Source organism: Rhizobium sp. H4 (genome assembly GCF_003013335.1).
Taxonomy (GTDB): Bacteria; Pseudomonadota; Alphaproteobacteria; order Rhizobiales; family Rhizobiaceae; genus Rhizobium; species Rhizobium sophoriradicis.
The window spans coordinates 181,120-199,319 of record NZ_PSOW01000009.1 but is presented as its reverse complement, the minus strand read 5'-3'; the positions used below and the strand labels follow the sequence as shown (position 1 = coordinate 199,319).

Annotated in this window: 16 protein-coding genes; 5 read left to right on the top strand and 11 right to left on the bottom strand. The window is 62.6% G+C overall.

Features of this window, described 5'->3' with window-relative positions; all coding sequences use genetic code 11:
* The first annotated feature begins 77 nt into the window (after nucleotides 1–77).
* Entirely contained in the window at nucleotides 78–1,040 is a 963-nt protein-coding gene (locus C4N04_RS16085; RefSeq protein WP_106796548.1) for a lysylphosphatidylglycerol synthase domain-containing protein, read from the top strand.
* Here the strand turns inward: C4N04_RS16085 and C4N04_RS16080 are convergent.
* Nucleotides 987–2,498: a phospholipase D-like domain-containing protein gene (locus C4N04_RS16080; RefSeq protein WP_106796504.1), complete on the bottom strand. Its 1,512-nt coding sequence runs from the start codon at nucleotides 2,496–2,498 to the stop codon at nucleotides 987–989. The genes C4N04_RS16085 and C4N04_RS16080 overlap by 54 nt on opposite strands.
* A gap of 90 nt (nucleotides 2,499–2,588) precedes the next feature.
* Between C4N04_RS16080 and C4N04_RS16075 the strand changes: the two genes are divergently transcribed.
* Nucleotides 2,589–3,839, top strand: coding sequence for a DUF763 domain-containing protein (locus C4N04_RS16075; RefSeq protein WP_106796503.1), 1,251 nt, complete (start codon nucleotides 2,589–2,591; stop codon nucleotides 3,837–3,839).
* 3 nt (nucleotides 3,840–3,842) lie between these two features.
* Here C4N04_RS16075 and C4N04_RS16070 read toward each other — a convergent pair whose 3' ends face one another.
* The 10 genes from C4N04_RS16070 to C4N04_RS16025 all read right to left on the bottom strand — a co-directional run bounded on the left by C4N04_RS16070 (nucleotide 3,843) and on the right by C4N04_RS16025 (nucleotide 13,653).
* Nucleotides 3,843–4,760 carry a DMT family transporter gene (locus tag C4N04_RS16070; RefSeq protein ID WP_106796502.1) on the bottom strand — a complete coding sequence of 306 codons (918 nt, stop codon included), beginning with the start codon at nucleotides 4,758–4,760 and terminating at the stop codon, nucleotides 3,843–3,845.
* A gap of 189 nt (nucleotides 4,761–4,949) precedes the next feature.
* Nucleotides 4,950–5,693 (bottom strand): ABC transporter ATP-binding protein, encoded by a 744-nt coding sequence (locus C4N04_RS16065; RefSeq protein WP_106796501.1) that lies wholly within the window; start codon nucleotides 5,691–5,693, stop codon nucleotides 4,950–4,952.
* A complete protein-coding gene (locus C4N04_RS16060) occupies nucleotides 5,690–6,544 on the bottom strand; it encodes an ABC transporter ATP-binding protein (RefSeq protein WP_077989127.1) in 855 nt (284 codons plus the stop codon). Before C4N04_RS16060 ends, C4N04_RS16065 begins: the two co-directional genes overlap by 4 nt.
* Nucleotides 6,541–7,476 carry an ABC transporter permease gene (locus C4N04_RS16055; protein WP_077989128.1) on the bottom strand — a complete coding sequence of 312 codons (936 nt, stop codon included), beginning with the start codon at nucleotides 7,474–7,476 and terminating at the stop codon, nucleotides 6,541–6,543. The genes C4N04_RS16060 and C4N04_RS16055 overlap by 4 nt, the downstream gene beginning before the upstream one ends.
* 4 nt (nucleotides 7,477–7,480) lie before the next feature.
* A complete protein-coding gene (locus C4N04_RS16050; RefSeq protein WP_077989129.1) occupies nucleotides 7,481–8,575 on the bottom strand; it encodes an ABC transporter permease in 1,095 nt (364 codons plus the stop codon).
* 5 nt (nucleotides 8,576–8,580) lie between these two features.
* Nucleotides 8,581–10,167, bottom strand: coding sequence for an ABC transporter substrate-binding protein (locus C4N04_RS16045; RefSeq protein WP_106796500.1), 1,587 nt, complete (start codon nucleotides 10,165–10,167; stop codon nucleotides 8,581–8,583).
* 62 nt (nucleotides 10,168–10,229) lie between these two features.
* Nucleotides 10,230–11,180, bottom strand: a complete 951-nt coding sequence (locus C4N04_RS16040) for a dihydrodipicolinate synthase family protein (RefSeq protein ID WP_077989131.1) — start codon at nucleotides 11,178–11,180, stop codon at nucleotides 10,230–10,232.
* A 23-nt stretch (nucleotides 11,181–11,203) separates the two neighbouring features.
* Nucleotides 11,204–12,091, bottom strand: coding sequence for an SMP-30/gluconolactonase/LRE family protein (locus tag C4N04_RS16035; RefSeq protein WP_106796499.1), 888 nt, complete (start codon nucleotides 12,089–12,091; stop codon nucleotides 11,204–11,206).
* Nucleotides 12,088–12,918: an NAD(P)-dependent oxidoreductase gene (locus C4N04_RS16030; RefSeq protein WP_106796498.1), complete on the bottom strand. Its 831-nt coding sequence runs from the start codon at nucleotides 12,916–12,918 to the stop codon at nucleotides 12,088–12,090. The genes C4N04_RS16035 and C4N04_RS16030 overlap by 4 nt, the downstream gene beginning before the upstream one ends.
* A 21-nt stretch (nucleotides 12,919–12,939) precedes the next feature.
* Nucleotides 12,940–13,653, bottom strand: a complete 714-nt coding sequence (locus C4N04_RS16025; protein WP_009993885.1) for a FadR/GntR family transcriptional regulator — start codon at nucleotides 13,651–13,653, stop codon at nucleotides 12,940–12,942.
* A 367-nt stretch (nucleotides 13,654–14,020) separates the two neighbouring features.
* Between C4N04_RS16025 and C4N04_RS16020 the strand changes: the two genes are divergently transcribed.
* From C4N04_RS16020 to C4N04_RS16010, 3 genes are all read left to right on the top strand, one after another.
* On the top strand, nucleotides 14,021–15,958 hold the full coding sequence (locus tag C4N04_RS16020) for an ABC transporter substrate-binding protein (RefSeq protein ID WP_086156604.1): 1,938 nt from the start codon (nucleotides 14,021–14,023) through the stop codon (nucleotides 15,956–15,958).
* A gap of 120 nt (nucleotides 15,959–16,078) precedes the next feature.
* Nucleotides 16,079–17,065, top strand: coding sequence for an ABC transporter permease (locus tag C4N04_RS16015; protein ID WP_040112166.1), 987 nt, complete (start codon nucleotides 16,079–16,081; stop codon nucleotides 17,063–17,065).
* A 9-nt stretch (nucleotides 17,066–17,074) separates the two neighbouring features.
* Entirely contained in the window at nucleotides 17,075–18,196 is a 1,122-nt protein-coding gene (locus tag C4N04_RS16010; RefSeq protein WP_077989135.1) for an ABC transporter permease, read from the top strand.
* Nucleotides 18,197–18,200 lie beyond the last annotated feature (4 nt).

The window sequence follows — 18,200 nt, the reverse complement described above, 5'->3', positions numbered from 1 at the left end:
CGGTGGGGAACACAAAACTCTTTTGATCGTTCCAGATGATCGAGCCATGGCGCTCGCACTTCGAAAACGGACAATCGATGAGTCTGAAAAAGGTAATCTGGAAAGGACTGCTCGTTGCCGCCCTTTGTATCGCGGGCTTTCTTCTCTATCGGATCTTCCGCCAGTACAGCCTGGAGCAGGTCGTTCAATCGGTCCGCAGCATACCCTTTGCGACCTTTTGCACAGCACTTCTGTTTGCGGCGGCATCCTATCTGTGCCTGAGCTGTTTCGACTATCTGGCGATCCGCTCGCTCGGCAAATCCCTGCCTTACCGGAAGATCGTGCTCGCCTCCTTCATCAGCCTTTCGCTCGGCCACAATATCGGATTTGCGGGGCTGAGCAGCGGCGCCTTCCGCTATCGTTTTTATTCCCGCTGGGGCCTGAGGGCCGAGGACGTGGCGAAGATTATCCTGTTCTGCGGCGTCACCGTCGGCCTTGGCTTGATCACACTCGGTGGCCTTGCCCTGATCGTCAATCCCGGCGATGCCGCGCGTCTGCTGCGCATCGACCCAGCGAGCACTCGGCTATTCGGTCTGCTAGCGCTGGCCGTGCCGGTCGTCTATGCCGGGCTGGCGTTTTTTATCCGCCGCCGGCTGCGGCTCTGGCGCTGGTCGTTGCAGCTGCCGAGATTTTCGATCGCGGTCGCCCAGGTCGGGGTCGGGACGATCAATTTCATGCTGGTGTCCGCCTGCCTGCACCAGATGCTCACGGTCTTCGGCGACGTTGCCTTCTTCAGGTCGGTTACGGCCTACGTGCTCGCTAATTCCGCGATCCTGGCGACGCATGTCCCGGGCGGTCTCGGCGTACTCGAGGCGACCGTCTCCTATGCCGTGCCGCAGGAGGCATCGATCGGCGCGCTGATTGCATTCCGCTGCGCCTATTTCTTCATTCCGCTGGCGCTCGGCACCACGCTTCTCATCATCAGCGAAGTGATCTTCCGGCGCCGGTTACGCGGGGCGGATCAGGAGACGGAAGAGCGCGCCGAGGCCCAGTCGGTCTAGGAGCCCCAATGGCCGCGCCGGGTCGAAGAGCGCGGTGCCCCTGATCGGCGAAATACTGCCCGAGAGATCGACGGCAAATTCCCGCAAGCCCCGAGGCCCATCATTGAGCTTGTCGATTGCTTGGATGATCGAGCCGCTCTGCGCAAAGGCTGCGGCAAAGGTCTCCGTGGTCGTTCCGAGATATTCGGCCAGCAGATGATGGCGCAGTTCCGCGATTGCGCCGCGATGCTCGTCATTGCCGGCCTCGAGAAGCATGTCGCATTCCGAATCCAATCCCTCCGAACGGTTATTTAGGTTGGAGGAGCCGATGCGGATCAGTTCGTCGTCGGCAATGATCAGCTTGGAATGGATGAGCACCTCCACCCCGTCGGCCTTCCCCGGCTCTGACGCCCCGGGCACTGGCGGCCCGGGCACGACGGGGAAATAGACCCTGAACCGGTCGGCACGATCGGCGCGCTTGAGGCGGCGGATGACGCGGTCGCGATTGCCGCCCATGAAGAGCTTTTCGATCAGGCCATGGGAAAGACGTGTGCAGATGACGACGATCTCGGGGCCATCTTCCTCCTGCAGCCGCGCGGCGAGGGCGTCAGCGACGCGGAAAGAGGCAAGATATTGCGCTTCGATGTAAAGCTGCCGCCGTGCCCGGGCGATGATATCGAGGGTCGAGGCGATGCCATCGCTGATTCCGGCGCGGAAAGTGGTCGCCGGCTCCGTCAGCACGAAGCTCACGGGGATCTGCTTCAGCGAAACGGCAACATCGCGCGGCCATGTGAAGGGGAAGCTCTCGGCAAGCGGTCCATGCTTTTCGCCGGTGGCCCTTTCCCAGCGCCGCCGTGCGATATCGCCGATCAGCCTGGCCGCGTCGCCGGTGACCATCGCCTGAACGTCATGCAGCGGATCGTAGGACACGCCTTCGGGGTCGCGTCGCAATGCCTCCCTTGCCCGGTGGCGTCTCGTATCCCACCGCCGCGATGTCAGGTCCATGCCGCCGATGAAGGCGACGGCGTCGTCGATACAGACGAGTTTCTGATGGTGGCAGCCGCGCACCGTGTTTTGAAGATCGAAGCGCAGATCGATCCCGGCATTCCTCGGGAAGTTTTTCTTGCGAAGCACCTGCAGAGATTTGTCCGAATAGATCGGCCCGAGCGCCCAGATGAGGATGCGTATTTCAAGTGCCGGATTTGCCGCCGCCAGGGCATGCAGTAGGTCTGCCAATGTTTCCTCGGATTTTTCGGGCTCCATCCGGATGTCAGGATTGAAATCCCACCCGACGATCCACACACTGCGCCGCGCCTGCCGCAGCGTGCGCGCCAGCTCGGCGAAATACTGGTTGCCATTGATCAGGAAGGCCGCCTTTTCGGCGTAGCCTTCGAGTTCCTGTTTTTCACCGCCGCCTGGCTGTTGCGCTTTTGTTCTAAGCAGGTAGGGTTGATTGAGCATGGTTTCTAACGCGGTCATGGTTGCCTCGGCCTTTCGACTGAAAGCAAACGCCCGGGACTTTCCCGAGTTCCCGATCGCAGCCGGCGATGGAAAATGTAAGGAAAAGAAATGTCAAAGCGAGCAGGCAGCGCCGATCTTCCCCTCCACGGGGGACGTGTGCCGCATTGGCTCGGCGAACGGATGACACGGCTCGGCACGCTGATCACCGAGGCGATCGTTCATCACTACGGCCGCGACGAGTTTCTGCGCCGGCTTGCTCACCCTTTCTGGTTTCAGTCCTTCGGTGCTGTCATGGGCATGGACTGGCATTCCTCCGGCATCACCACAAGCGTTCTCGGCGCCTTGAAGCGCGGGCTGAAACCGCGCGCCGGCGAACTCGGCCTGCATGTTTGCGGCGGACGCGGCCAGCACTCGCGTAAGACGCCGCAGGAGCTCGTGTCGATCGGCGAGCGCGTCGGCCTTAACGGGGAGGGGCTGGCGACGACCAGCCGTCTGATCGCCAAGGTCGACAGTGCCGCCCTTCAGGATGGGTTCGACCTTTATCTTCACGGCTTCATCGTCGCCGACGATGGTCATTGGGTGGTCGTACAGCAGGGCATGAATGGCGACCGGCGGCAGGCCCGGCGCTATCATTGGCTATCCGAAGGCCTGGAGAGTTTCCTCGACTCACCGCATGCGGCGATCGAGGGACGGAGCCAGGGCGAGATCGTCAATCTCGCCGACAGGCGCGCCGAGCGCTCGCGGCAAGGGCAGCTCGATCTGCTGGCGACCCTCGGTCCCGACAGGATCGTCCGCGAGGCGGCCGCGCTGCAACGCGCCGAGCAACCTGAGCCCGCGGTCGACGAACAGCCGATGCTGCCGCACCTGATCATGCCCGCCCATCACGATGTCCGCGAGAGCGATGTCAATATGCGCCGTCTGCATGGCAATCTCGCCGCGGCGGCCGATCGCGGGCCAGCTGATTTTCAGGAACTGCTGCTCGTTCCGGGTGTCGGCGCACGCACGGTGAAGGCGCTGGCGATGGTGGCGGAAGTCGTCCACGGTGCGCCCTGTCGTTTCTCCGACCCGGCGCGCTTCTCGATCGCCCATGGCGGCAAGGACCGCCACCCGTTCCCGGTCCCGCTCAAAGTTTACGACGAGACGATCGGGGTGATGAAATCGGCGGTGCTGAAGGGCAAGCTTGGACGGGAGGAGGAGTTGCAGGCGCTGAAGCGCCTGGATGAGCAATCCCGGCAGATGGAACGTTATGTGACCGGCCCCGACCTCAAGGAAATCATCGCAGGCGAGTTCCGTCAATCCGCCGATTTCGGCGGGCGCAGCGTCTTCGGCTGGGAAGCCCCGCTGGCGGGTAAAGACTGACGGTCAGTGCCCATCCGGCGGGACGGCTTCGGCCGGCACCGTCTCTTTCAAATTCTTCCGGTGGAAGATGAAGAGCCCGGCAAAGACGATGATGGCGGCGCCGATGACGATCTGCATGTCGGGAATATCGTTGAAGAAGATGTAGCCGAGCACGATCGCCCAGAGCAGCAGCGTATATTGCAACGGCGCCAGCAGCGATGCCGGTGCGAGCTTCAGCGAGCGGGTGATGAGCAGATGCGCGCAGGTGGCGACGATCCCAAGCAGCAGCATGCCCGACCAATCGACCGGTGTTGCCGGCTGCCAGTGGCCGATGCTTAGGCCGATGCCGGTGACAAGGGCGGCGACCGTCTGCCAGGTTACCAGCGTCGTGTCGCTGGTCGAGCGCAGATAGCGGCTCATGACCAGCGACAGGGCAAAGCAGAAGCTGCCCGCAAGGCCGAAGAAGGACGGAAGCGATAGCATCGCCGTCGACGGGCGCAGCGCAATGACGACGCCTGCGAAGCCGATCAGAACGGCGAGCCACCGGCGCCAGCCGATCTTTTCTCCGAGAAAGAAATGCGAGAGTGCCGCTATGTAGATCGGCCCCGCCATATAGAAGGTCATGACGTCTGCGAGCGGCAAATAGGCGACGGCGGCATAGAACAGGGCGACGTCGCCGGTCGCCATGGCCACCCGCATGAACTGGAGGCCTTTCTGCTCGACACGGAACAGGGCCCTCAGCCCTTGCCGCGCGATCATCGGTCCGAGCACGATGAAAGCGCCGAGCGAGCGGATGACCAACACCTGGCCGACGCCAAAGCTGGTCATCAACCACTTGCCCATTGCATCGTTCAGCGCAAACAGCAAATCGCCGAGCAGCATCAGTACGACGCCCGTCATGATCAGGTTTCCTGTATTGGCGACGGCCGTCTTGGTCTTCATTCCCGAATCCTCACAAAAATGGCCGCGCATGCGCGGCCGAATGCGGCTTCGGCCTTAACAAGGCCGATGTCAAGTGTTCACTTGTGTACAGACGGCGGTCGGCCGGCGTGGAAAGAGCATGCCAAGGCTGAACCGCTGGCGGTCATCGCCGAGCGAAGCGGTCAAGCCTTCTCTTGGCTGGAGGGGGAGCTAACCCCTGCCATACATCCGGCTCGCCCGCAGCAGGCGTTGCGAATAGGGATGTTCGACCGCGCCTCTTCGCAAGGCCTCTATATCGACCTGTTCGACGATCTCGCCCGCTTCCATGATGGCGACGCGGCTGCACATGTGGGAGACGACAGCGAGATCGTGGCTGACGAGGAGATAGGTGAGGCCGCGCTCCCTGCGCAGGTCCTGCAGCAGATTGAGGATCTCGGCTTGGACCGACACATCGAGCGCCGACGTCGGCTCGTCGAGAAGCAGGACATCAGGGTTCAGCATCAGGGCACGGGCGATCGCCACACGCTGCCGCTGCCCGCCGGAGAGCTGATGCGGAAACCGGTAGCTGAGCGCCGGATCGAGGCCGACCGATCGCAGCACGGCGTTCGCATCGACGGAGTTTCGGTCCAAGCCCTGGTTGCGCAGCGGCTCCTGCAGCTGCGAGCGGATGGTCTTGCGCGGATGAAGCGAGCCATAAGGGTCCTGGAACACCATCTGCACCCGCCGATAGAACGGCCGGCCGCGCTGCTGCTCCAGCGTCTCGCCGTTGAGGGCGATCCGGCCGTCATAGTTGGCGTTGAGGCCGGAAACCGCCCGGAGAACCGTGGACTTGCCGCAGCCGGATTCGCCTACCAAGCCGAAGGCCGTGCCGTTCTCGATGGCGAGGTTCACATCCTTGACGACAGGCCGCTGGCCGTGCCCGAAGCGGATGGTGAGATTGTCGATCCGGATCATCGTGGCGCCTCCGCGAAGTCATTCAGCCACGCGGGATCGCGCTTCAGGATCGGCAGCCGGGCGGGCGGATCCTCGATCGTCGGCAGCGAGGCGAGCAAGCCCTGCGTATACGGGTGCCTCGCCTTGTCGAGATCGCGCGCCTCCAGCATTTCCACGACGCGACCGGCATACATGATGAGCACGCGGTCGCAGAAATTGCGGATGAGGTTGAGGTCGTGGCTGATGAAGATCAGGCCGAGATTGCGGCTTGAAACGAGTTCGTCGAGCAGTGCCAGGATCTCGAGCCTTACGGTTACGTCAAGCGCGGAGGTCGGCTCGTCGGCGATCAGCACCTCTGGTTCGGCAATCAGCATCATGGCGATCATCACGCGCTGGCCCATCCCGCCGGATATTTCGTGCGGATAGAGGCGGGCAACGCGCTCGGGATCGCGGATCCGCACGGCTTCGAGCATGTCGAGCGCCTGGGCGTAGGTCTTTTTCGCGCTCACCTTGGGATGATGGAAGCGGTAGGTCTCGGCGATCTGCTCACCGATCCGCATGACAGGATTGAGCGAATATTTCGGGTCCTGCAGGATGAGGCCGATCCGCCGCCCGCGGATCGTCATCATCGTCCGCTCATTCGCCTTGAGGAGATCCACATCTCGGAAGCGCATTCGCTCGGCGCTGACCTGTGCTGTCGGCGGCAGCAGTTTCATGATTGCCCGGCCGACTGTGGATTTGCCCGATCCGGATTCGCCGACGATGCCGAGCTTTTCCTGGCCGAGCGCAAAGCTCACGCCGCGCACCGCGCGCATGTGGCCGCCGCCATAGGCGATTTCGAGATTGCGGATGTCGATCAGGGGCTGCGTCATTCCGAACCTCTCGGGTCGAGTACGTCGCGCAGCGTATCGCCGACGAGATTGAAGGCGAGGCTGACGAGGGCGATGGCGATGCCGGGCGCGGCGATCACCCAGGGGCTATCGAGCATGAATTCGCGGCCGCTGGCGGCCATCGAACCCCATTCCGGCCATGGCGGCTGTGCGCCGAGGCCGAGAAAGCCGAGACCGGCAGCGGTGATGATGATGCCGGCCATGTTGAGCGTGACGCGCACGATCACCGAGGGAATGCACATCGGCAGGATGTGGCGTGTGATGATGGCGATCGACGTTGCGCCCTGCAGGCGCACGGCGGCGATATAATCGGCCTTGCGCAGGCTGAGCGTTTCGGCGCGCGCCAGTCGCGCGATTGGCGGCCAGGCCGTCAGCGAAATGGCGATGATCGCATTGGTGATGCCGGGCCCGAGAGCGGCGGCAAAGCCGAGCGCCAGCACCAGCCCGGGGAAGGAGAGGAAGATATCGGTGATGCGCATCAGGATTTCGTCGACGATTCCGCCGAAATAGCCCGAAAAGGTGCCGATCAGCAGGCCGAGCGGCGCGACGATGATCGTGACCAGCATGATGATGTAGAGCGTCGTGCGGGCGCCGTAGATCACCCGCGCAAAGACGTCGCGGCCGAAATTGTCGGTGCCGAGCCAATGTTCGGCGGAAGGCGGCGCAAGCCGCCCTGCCATGTCCTGAACGATCGGATCGTAGCTCGTCAGCAGGGGAGCGGCTGTCGCCACGACGATCAGCAGCACGATGATGACGAGGCCAGCGAGCCCGAGCGGATGCAGGCTGAATTTCTGCCAGCCCTGATGGATCTGCTGCGCCGACGACTGGAACCAGCCCTGAGGCTCGGGCGCGTGCAGCCAGTTGCGAAAGCCGCCGGCATGGGTGGTCTCTGCGTCTTCGGTAGAGATCGTCATGGCGTCACCGTGTTCTCGGATCAAGGATGCGATAGAGGACGTCAGACAGGATGTTGATGGTCAGGAAGACGGCGCCGATCGTCAGCACCGAGCCCATCACGACGTTCATGTCGTTCATCTGCAGCCCGCGGGTGAGGTATTGGCCAAGCCCCGGCCAGCCGAAAACCGTCTCGATCAGCACCGCGCCTTCGAGCAGGCCGCCGAAGGTCAGCGCCAGGATCGTCAGGAGCTGCACGCGGATATTGCGGAAGGCATGGCGCCAGACGACCTTGCGGGTGCCGAGCCCCTTTGCCCGGGCGGTGATGATATATTCCTGGCTGAGCTGTTCCAGCATGAAGCTTCGCGACATGCGGCTGATATAGGCGACGGAGTAATAGCCGAGGATTGCCGCCGGCAAGATGATGTGGCCGAGCGCATTGTAAAACACGTCCCATTGGCCCTCAATCGCCGCATCGATCAAGAGAAAACCGGTCATCGGCGTGACGAGGCCTTCGTAGAAGACGTCGACCCGGCCCGATGCGCCGACGAGCTTCAGCTTGGCGTAGAAGATGAAGAGCGCCATCAGGCCGGTCCAGAAGATCGGAATGGAATGGCCGGCAAGGGCGACGATGCGGGCGATATGGTCGATGATCGTCCCACGCCGGACCGCAGCGGTGATGCCCAAGGGAATGCCGACGATCGCTCCGATGATCATCGCGATGATGGCAAGCTCGATGGTTGCCGGAAAGATCGTCATCAGATCGGTCAGGATCGGCTGGCCTGTCGTCGCCGACATGCCGAGATCGCCGGTGGCGATCTTCCCGACATAGGAGAGGAACTGCATCCAGATCGGCTGCCCGAGGCCGAGCTCGTTATAGACGCGGTCGTAAACCTCCTTGCTGACCTCCGCCCCGGTGATAGCAAGCACCGGGTCGGCAGGCAGCAGGCGGCCCATCGAGAAGGTCAGAAAGAGCAGGCCGAGCAGCGTCGTCACAACGGCCACCACGCGTCCCGCCAGCCGCCGCAGCAGACTCAGCAGCGGATGCGGAGCCGCATCGGTGAACCCGCTCCCTGCCGGTTGCCGGCCCTCCCGCTTCGATGTCAGATCGGCGCTCGCCACGCGCTCTACTCCTTGGTCACATCATGCCAGCGCGTCGACCAGGTCGTATGCCCGCGATAATTCTTCACGTTGGCGCGCATGACATAGGGGTCGGTTCGCTGGAAGAAGATGACGAGCGGCGAAGCCATGCCGGCATAGATGCCGTCCATCTTCTTGAAGATGTCGGTGCGCTTTTCGGTGTCGCGCTCCCGCATCGACTGGTCGATGAGCGTGTTGAGCTCGTCCACCTTCATGCCCGTACGCCAGAGATAGTAGCTGCCGAGGCGCGCCTCGTCGCTATTGTCGGGGTTGAAGGCATATTGCGTGGCGACAGCGAAGGGATCCGGCAGGCGGGCGCCGGAATTGCCGAGCAGCACCTCGAATTTGCGCTCGCGGAAGGCGGGCGTGAACTCGCCGGGCACCAGGTCGAGATCGAAACCGGCGGCGCGCGCACTCGCCTGCAGCGCCTCCGCGAAGGGCAGGGTTGGGGCTCCCGAGGGATTGAGCACCTTCTTCAGGCCGTTGGGATACCCTGCCTCCGCCAGCAGCGCCTTGGCCTTGGCGGGGTCGTAATCATAACGAACGGCCGCCTCCTCGGGCGCGCCAATCATGCCGCGCGGGATCATCGACTGCCAGGGAAAGCCGGTATAACGCATGATGTTGCCGGAGATCGCCTTCCAGTCGAAGGCATGCTGGAATGCCTCGCGAACCTTCGGCTTCTGCAGATCGGGGTCTTTCTGGTTGAGGGCGATGTAGTAGAACCCGAGCCCCGGAACGTTTTCGATCACCACGTCCTTGTTGCTGGCGAGCGCATCGAGATCGCCGCTTGCCACATACTGGCCGACATCGACGTCGCCGGCCTCGAGCTGGAGCCGGAGATTGCCGGATTCCGGGATGTGGCGGGCGACGACGCGCGCCATGGCCGGCTTGCCGCCCCAATATTTCGGCTGCGCATTGAAGATCGCCACATCGTTCGGACGCCATTGCGCCAGCCTGAACGGGCCGCTGCCGGCGGAATTGGCCGAAAGCCAGGCGCCGCCGAAATCGCCGTTCGCCTCATGCGACAGGACCGTTTTCTTGTCGACGATGCCGATCGACGAGCCGGCCAGCGAATAGAGCACGAGGTCGGTGTTGACGGCCTGCGGCAACTCGATCTCCAGCGTATGCTCATCTTTGGCGCGAACGAGCTTTTCGACGTTGTCTGAAGTAAAACCCCAGAGAGCGATATCGGTGGAGCCGACCTGGCCCATCTTGATGACGCGCTGGATCGACCAGGCAGCATCCTCGGCGGTCACCTTGTTGCCGCTCTGGAAGACCGCATCGTCGCGCAGGGTCAGCGTGATGATCTTGCCGTCGGCCGAAACCTCCCATTTCGTCGCAAGCATCGGCTTCAGCGTCTTGAGGTCGTCGGGCGAGAGTTGCACGAGGTTGTCGTAAAGATTCGAGATCAGCTCGGACACCGTGCGGGCGTTGTTCTGGGCCGGATCGAGCGTCCGGATACCGGTCAGATTCGTTCCGATGACCAGCATGTTGGGCGGCGATGCCGCCACGCTCGGCTGCGCCGCCATCAGGGCTCCGGTAACTGCGATCGTCGTCAATAGCTGTTTCAGCATCTCAAGACCTCCCAATCTCATGGCGCCATCCCGCGCCTGTTGCTTGCAGAAGATGTTCGAACTCAGCCGGCAGCCTTCACGGCCTGCCGGTCCGGTTGCGTTTGAATGTCGCCCTCGGCCTCCCAGCCTCGAAGCAGGCGATGCAGCTCCTGGCGATCATGTTGATCGAGCTGCGGCAATCCCGGCACACGCACCGGCCCGACATCGAGGCCGGAATAGGTGACGGCTTCTTTGACGACCGTCACGTTTGCGCCGTTGCGAAATTTGGTTCGCATCCGCTCGAAGGGTTCGAGCTTGCCGACGATTGCTCTTGCTGCGGCGAAATCGCCCCTCTCAAGTGCGTCGTGGACGGCGAGCGAAAGCTTCGGTGCGACGTTGACGAGGCCTGACGTGAAGCCACGCGCGCCGGCTGCGGTGAAGGTCGGCGCCCAGCTTTCCGCCAGGCCGCAGACGAACAGCGCACCGTTCGGGTCGGCGGCGGGAATCGCGCGCGACAGCAGCATCAGATCGGTCGTGGCGAATTTGATGCCGGCAATATTACCGTGATTGGCAAGGCGGACGATTTCGGCGACGGTGAAACCCTCGGCCCTGACATAGGCGACGAGCGGCAGGGCCGACACATCGGCGAGGTTGCAGAAATAATCGATCTGAGCCGAAGGAGCCGCGAAAGGATCGACGGGCTGATGCGACATGACGGCCGATGCGCCGATCGCCGCCGCATCCTTGGCCATGCCGATCGCTTCGCGCAGCGAGCGGCCAACCGCCGCCGTCACCGGCGCGCGGCCGTCGACGCCTGCAACCGCCGCTTCGTGGACGATCCGGATCTCCTGCGGCGTCAGGGCATAGAATTCCCCGGTATTGCCGGCTGCGACGATGTTGTGAATGCCCGCCGCAGCCACCCGCGCATAAACCTTCGCCGTAATTCGGGGTTCAACTTCGCCCCCACCGTCATAAGCCGTGACTGGCACGCCCGACACGCCCGTAAGCGCCTTGCGCATGATCGCGATGCTCATTTTTCTACCCCGCTCGCTTTCCATCAAAATGACTGTTTGCCGAAGCGGAAAGGCGGCAGCCCCTCCGCCTCCACGTCGAAGGCGATGACCGTGCCCGCCTCGAAACGGCCGGTCCGGTCGGTCGACAGGCTCGTGACGTAGAGGGTGCTGAAATCAGGCCCTCCGAAACACGGCATTGTCGGTGCTGCGACCGGCAGAATGTAGATTTCGACGATCTCGCCTTCGGGAGATATTCTGTTGAGGCGGCCGGCGGAAACGCCGGCGCTCCAGTAAAACCCGTCGCGATCGGTCGTCGCGCCATCAGGCCGTCCCTGTTCTTCGGTGAAGCTGCGAAGGCGGCGTCCTTCGCCGAGTTCACCCGTCCCGGGATTGAAATCGAAGGCCTGCAGGAAACATTGCCGGCTGTCGGAGTGATACATGCGCCGGCCGTCCGGCGACCAGGCGAGGCCGTTGGAACTCGTTAGACCAGTTGCGACGGCGCGCGCGCTGCCGTCGGCTCCCACGCGAAAAAGCGCGGCGTCATTTACCTGTGGCTTGGCTTCGCTGATCGAGCCGACCCAGAAGTGTCCTTCCGGGCCGACCTTGCCGTCGTTGAGGCGGCCGTTGACGTGACGCCCGACCGGATCGCAAAGAAACTCGATATCGCCCGAGGCGGGATCGAAGAGGTGGACGCCCGTCTGAAGACCGACGACTATCCTGCTGTCACGGCAAAGCCCGAGGCAGCCGACCGCCGCCGGCATTGCGAAGCGGTCGACCGCGCCTTCCGGGGAAAGCCGCAGCACTGCCGGCGCCAGGATGTCGACAAGCCAGAGAGTACCAGTCTCCTCGTCCCATACGGGCGATTCACCGACCGTCAGTGGCTGCTGCAGCACCGAACGGATCTTCGGCTCAATGATGCGGGGCGCCGTCACGGTGCCGTCTCCAGGTCTTTGATGAGACCCTCGGCATCGCGCATGCGGATGTTGCCGTCATGGTTGAACTCGCAGAAACCGCCGCCCTGGAAGGCGCGGGCGACCCGTCCCTCGGCTCCGCCCTCGATATGGGCGTGATCGCGGGGCCGGTCTTGAGGCTGGTAGCCGAGCCGCCTTGCCAGATCGTTGTTCCACCATTTCTCGTCCGTATCGGAGACGCCATAGACCACAGTCGCGGCGATCGACGGATGGGTGAGCCCGATCTGCACCAGCTGCGCGAGATCCCGGGCGCTGATCCAGATCGCGATCGATCGCTCGCTGTTCGGATAGCTGCCGGCATTGCCGATGCGAATGGAAAGAGAACGGATGCCCGAAGTGTCGTAGTAGAGCCCCGCCACCAGCTCGCCCCAGCATTTGGACAATCCGTAGGGACTGTCCGGCCGCATCGGATCAAGCGGCGATATGACTTCGCCACGCGGATAAAAGCCCGTCGCGTGGTTGCTCGAGGCGTAGACCATCCGCCCGACCTTGTTGATCCGGGCGGCCTCGTAGAGATTGTAGGTCCCGAGCACATTGGCCTGAAGAATGGCATTCATGTCGACGCCGCTGGCGATGCCAGCAAGATGAACGACGCCATCGACCTCTCTGAGGGCCGCCATCGCCTCGTCGAGCTGCGAGAGATCGGCGCGCACGAAATCTTCGTTTTCAGCCAGCTCGGCGGGCTCATGAATGTCGATCAGACGCAAGTGCTCTGCATGCTGGCGAAGGAACGGGCGAAGCAGCGCCCCGACGCGTCCGGCAGCACCTGTCACAGCAACCCGTCTCATCGTTCTTCCTTCCATCATCGCTCAAACCCCCTGGAACATGCGGGCGCGCGCATTCAGTATGTGTCTCTTCATCGCATCGTGGGCTTCGGCTTCCTGCCGCGCGAAGATCGCCTCCACGATCACCGCGTGCTCGTCCTGCACGCTGCGGATCTGCTCCGGCGTGCGCTTCAGGCTGAGGCTTCGCGTCACCGAATGGCCGATGGCGAAATGCGGCCGGAACCATTCGCGCACGGTGATGTGAAACTGGTTGCCTGTCGCCATGGCGATCGCGTCGTGGAGGGCTTGGTCCTCCTCGGCGCCGAGTTCGCCATTCTTCAGGCATTGCTCGATCGCGACCAGGGCCGCCGTGATCCGCTCCTTGTCGGCCGGCTGCCAGTTCCGCGCGGCCAGCTCCGCGGCCTCTGCCTCGAGCCCAGCGCGGAATTCGAAGAAGCGCTGCACGTCGGCGAGCGAGCCGACCGGAACCATTTTCAGCATCGACGAGTCCGGCCGCTGCCGGACATAGGAGCCGGACCCCTTGCGCGAGACGATGAGGCCGTCGGTTCTGAGCCGCTCCAGCGCCTCGCGCACCACGGGCCTCGACGCGCCGAAATCGGTGGCGAGCTTCGTCTCCGACGGCAGCCGCTCATTTACCGGAAACTTGCCGTCCGCGATCATCCCTACGATCTTCTCGTAAATGATGTCGCTGAAGCGCGTTGCGCCTCTGTTGGAAACGGCATCGACTGCGAATGTCATTATCGTCCTTTTCTCTCCCGCCCCCGCGGCAATTTCAGCCGCCGCCTTCCTGGCCGGCGAGTAGAAGCCGAATGTGCCTGCTCGATCATGCGCCGGGATGGCGCCGTGCTGTCGCAGCCACGGTGTGGCTACTGGACAGCATCTGACAGATCAGCCGTTTTTTCTCCCCAAGGCTCGTCCCAACGGCTTTGGCGCCAGGTTTGATGCTGCATCGCTACAGAATCTGTAATTATCTGTCAACTCTTGTAATCATCTGGGAACGTGTCTATGGTTTCCTCCCAGCGCCGAGGAGGGCGCGAAACGGCAGGTCGGGAGCCTGCCGTGCCAAGCGGGACAAGCCTGTTCCGGCATAAAAGGGGAGGAATCGATGCCCAATGAAATTCTGTCTCGCGGTGTCACCCGCCGCGCCGTTCTCGGCGGCATGGCCGGCGCTGCGGCACTGTCCATCGCCGGTCGCGCTTTTGCGGCGGGAGGTGAAGCGCCGGCTTTGGCGCAGCTCGTCAAGGACGGAAAACTGCCGCCGCTCGCCGAGCGCCTGCCGAAAAAGCCGATGGTGGTGACGCCGTTCGAAAAGGTCGGCACCTATGGCGGTACGCTGCGGCGCGGCCTGCGCGGTTCATCGGATCACAACGGCATCCTGCGCATGGTCGGCAACCAGAGCCTCGTGCGCTGGAACCTGGAATTCACCGCTGTCCAGCCGAACCTGGCCGAACGCTGGGAGGTCAGCGACGACGCCACCCAGTTCACCTTCCATCTGATCGAAGGCGTGCGCTGGTCCGACGGCCATCCCTTCACGGCCGACGACATCGTTTTTGCGATCGAAGACTGCGTCAAGAATACCGAGCTCTACAGCGCCACGCCGGCGCAGCTTGCCGTCGCCGGCAAGCCGGTCACCGTCGAGAAAATCGACGATTACACGGTGAAGTTCACCTTTGCAGCGGCCAACGCGCTTTATCTGGAAAATCTTGCCACGCCGCTCGGCCAGCATCCGACGCTCTTCCCGAAGCATTACTGCAGCCAGTTCCTGCCGAAATATAATCCCAACCTCGAGGCCGATGTGAAGAAGGCGGGGGTCACCAGCTGGACGGAACTGTTCCGCAGCCGCTGCGGCGACATCGAAATTCCGACGCGCTGGGGCAATGTCGACAAGCCGACGCTCGATCCCTGGGTCGTCCAGGAGCCTTATGTCGGGGGTGCGACCCGCGTCGTCATGACCCGCAACCCCTATTTCTGGCAGGTCGATACCGCAGGCAACCAGCTTCCCTATATCGACGAGGTCAACTTCGGCATTTCGCAGGACGTCGAATCGCTGATGCTGAACGTCATCTCCGGCAAGATCGACATCCAGGAGCGCCACATCAGCGTGCTCGCCAACAAGCCGACGCTATCGCAGAATATGCAGAAAGGCGACTACCGCCTGCTGACGCTCGTGCCGTCAGCCGCGCAACAGTGCCAGATCTACTTCAACATCACCCACAAAGATCCTGCCATGCGCAAGATGTTTGCCGACAAGTCGTTCCGGCAAGCGCTGTCGATCGGCATCAATCGGCCGGAACTGATCGACATCGTCTATTTCGGACAGAGCGAACCCTACCAGGCCGGGCCGCGTCCGACCCATCCCTGGTACAACGAGAAATATGCGCGCCAGTTCACCGAATATGACGCCGACAAGGCCGGCGCGATGCTCGATGAAGCCGGCTACAAGAAGGGCGGCGACGGTTTTCGCCTCCGGCCCGATGGCCAGAAGGTATTCTTCTCGATCGACGTCATTCCGACGCTCTATCCCGACCTCGTCGATGCGCTGGAACTGGTCAAGACGCATTGGGCTCAGATCGGTATCGACATGAAGGTCAACACGATCGAGCGGGCGCTCTATTACACCCGCGGCGACGACAATGCCCATGATGCGGCGGTGTGGCCGGGTCCTGGCGGTCTCGATCCGATGCTCGACCCGCGTGACTTTTTCGCCTTCCATCCGCAGGGCTCGCGCTACGCCATTCCTTGGACGCTCTGGTACACGTCCAACGGTGCGCGAGGCGAGGAACCGCCGGAAAGCCAGAAGAAGCGCATGAAGCTGTTCGACGAGGCGCGTTCCACGGCCGATCTCGACAAGCGCGGCGCGATCATGAAGCAGATCTTCGATATCGCGGCGGAGGAATTCGAGACCGTCGGCCTCTGCCTCGCCGTCGGCGGCTTCGGCATCATCCGCAACAATCTGCGCAATGTTCCCGAGAAGGAGCCGGACAGCTGGTCTTGGCCCAATCCGGGGCCGGCGATGCCGCAGCAATTCACCTTCACGAGCTGATTTTGATCGAGCGCCGTACCGACGGCACGGCGCTTTCTTTCGGTTCGTCCTCCGAGACGCCTTGCCGGCCGCGACAGCCGGCAAGGCCCGAAGGGCGGTGTTCAATGCAAGAGGCGCCTCATGCTGGTCTTTATCGCCAAACGTTTGCTATGGATGATTCCATCGCTCTTTGCCGTCAGCTTCCTGGCTTTCGTGCTGATCCAGCTGCCGCCGGGCGACTATGTCACCACCTATATCGCGACGCTGGCAGCCTCCAACGAGATCGTCGACCAGAACACGGCGGCGCAATTGCGTGAGCGCTTCGGCCTCGATGATCCGATGCTCATCCAATATTTCAAGTGGATGTGGGGCATCCTCTCGCGCGGCGATTTCGGCATCTCCTTCGAATGGCAGCAGCCGGTCTCCGACCTGATCTGGGAGCGCATGGCGCTGACCCTCGTCCTGGCTCTTTCGACGTTGATCGCCACCTGGGCGATCGCGCTGCCGATCGGCGTGTTTTCCGCCGTACGCAAATATTCGATCGGCGACTATTTCTTCACCGCCTTCACCTTTTTCGGTCTGGCCGTTCCCTCCTTCCTGCTGGCGCTGGTGCTGATGTATATCGCGGCGGTCGAATTCGGCCAGGATGTCGGCGGGCTGTTTTCGCCTCAATACGAGAACGCCCCCTGGAGCTTAGCCAAGATGGTCGATCTCTTCTCGCATCTCTGGCTTCCCGTCATCATTCTTGCCGTCTCGTCGACGGCGAGCCTCATCCGCGTCATGCGCGCCAACATGCTCGACGAACTGCCGAAGCCTTACGTGACGACGGCGCGGGCAAAGGGACTCTCCGAGTTCCGGCTGCTGATGAAATACCCATTGATGATCGCGCTCAATCCGTTCATCTCGACGATTGCCTGGCTGCTGCCCAATCTCATCTCCGGCTCGGTCGTCGTCGCCATCGTCCTCAATCTGCCGACGGCAGCACCCCTGCTGCTGCAGGCGCTGATGGCTCAGGACATGTATCTGGCGGGCGCCTTCGTTCTGCTGATCTGCGCCCTGACGCTGATAGGCTCCCTGATCAGCGACATCCTGCTTGCGCTGGTCGATCCCCGCATCCGGTTGGAATAGGAGCCTCACATGGCCGACATCACCGTTACAAATCTGCAGCCGGACCGCGCCGCCGTCGCATCGCAGTGGCAGCTGATCTGGTGGGCTTTCCGCCGGCATCGGCTGGCCATGGTGGCGCTCGTCGTCACCGTGCTGATGTATTTCGTTGCCCTGGTTCCCGGCTTCTTCGCCATCAACGATCCGAATCTGCAAAATGCGCGGGCGACCTTTCATCCGCCGCAGAAATTGCATCTGATCGATACCGAGAACGGGTTCTCCTTCGGCCCGCATTATTATCCGATGAAGCTGACCCGCGATCCGGAAACCCTGGCGGCCATCTTCAAGGAAGACACGACGAAGCGTGTCGACGTGCAGTTCTTCGGGCGCGGCTACGAATATTCGGTATTTGGCCTGTTCAATAGCAACATCCATCTGATCGCCTCACCCGACAAGACCACGCCACTGCTCCTCTTCGGCGCCGACCGGCTGGGGCGCGATGTCTTCAGCCGGACGGTGCAGGGTTCGCAGGTCTCGCTGTCGATCGGCCTTGTCGGCGTCTTCCTGTCGTTGATGCTCGGCATCGTCATCGGCGGCATCTCAGGATATTATGGCGGCCGCATCGATTTCTTCATGCAGCGCGTGATCGATTTCGTGCTGTCTCTGCCGACGATCCCGATCTGGCTCGCCATGGCCGCGGCCCTGCCGCAGGATTGGCCGGCAACACTGCAATATATGATGATCACAATCATTCTGTCGCTGACCGGCTGGGCGCAGCTCGCCCGCGTCGTTCGCGGCCGGTTCCTGTCCTTGCGCACCGAGGAATTCGTTGCTGCCGCGAGGCTCGACGGCGTGCGTGAAAGACGCATTATTTTTCGCCACATGCTGCCGAGCTTTGCCAGCCACATCATAGCATCGATCACGCTTGCGGTGCCGGCGATGATCCTTGCCGAAACCTCTCTCTCCTTCCTGGGGCTCGGGTTGCAGCCGCCGACCATCTCCTGGGGCGTGCTTCTGCGCGAAGCCCAGAACATTCGCTCGATCGCCACCGCACCCTGGCTGTTCATGCCCGGCTGCGCCGTCGTGATCGCCGTGATGGCGCTCAACCTTCTCGGCGACGGCCTGCGCGATGCGGCCGATCCCTACAACAAATGAGGCC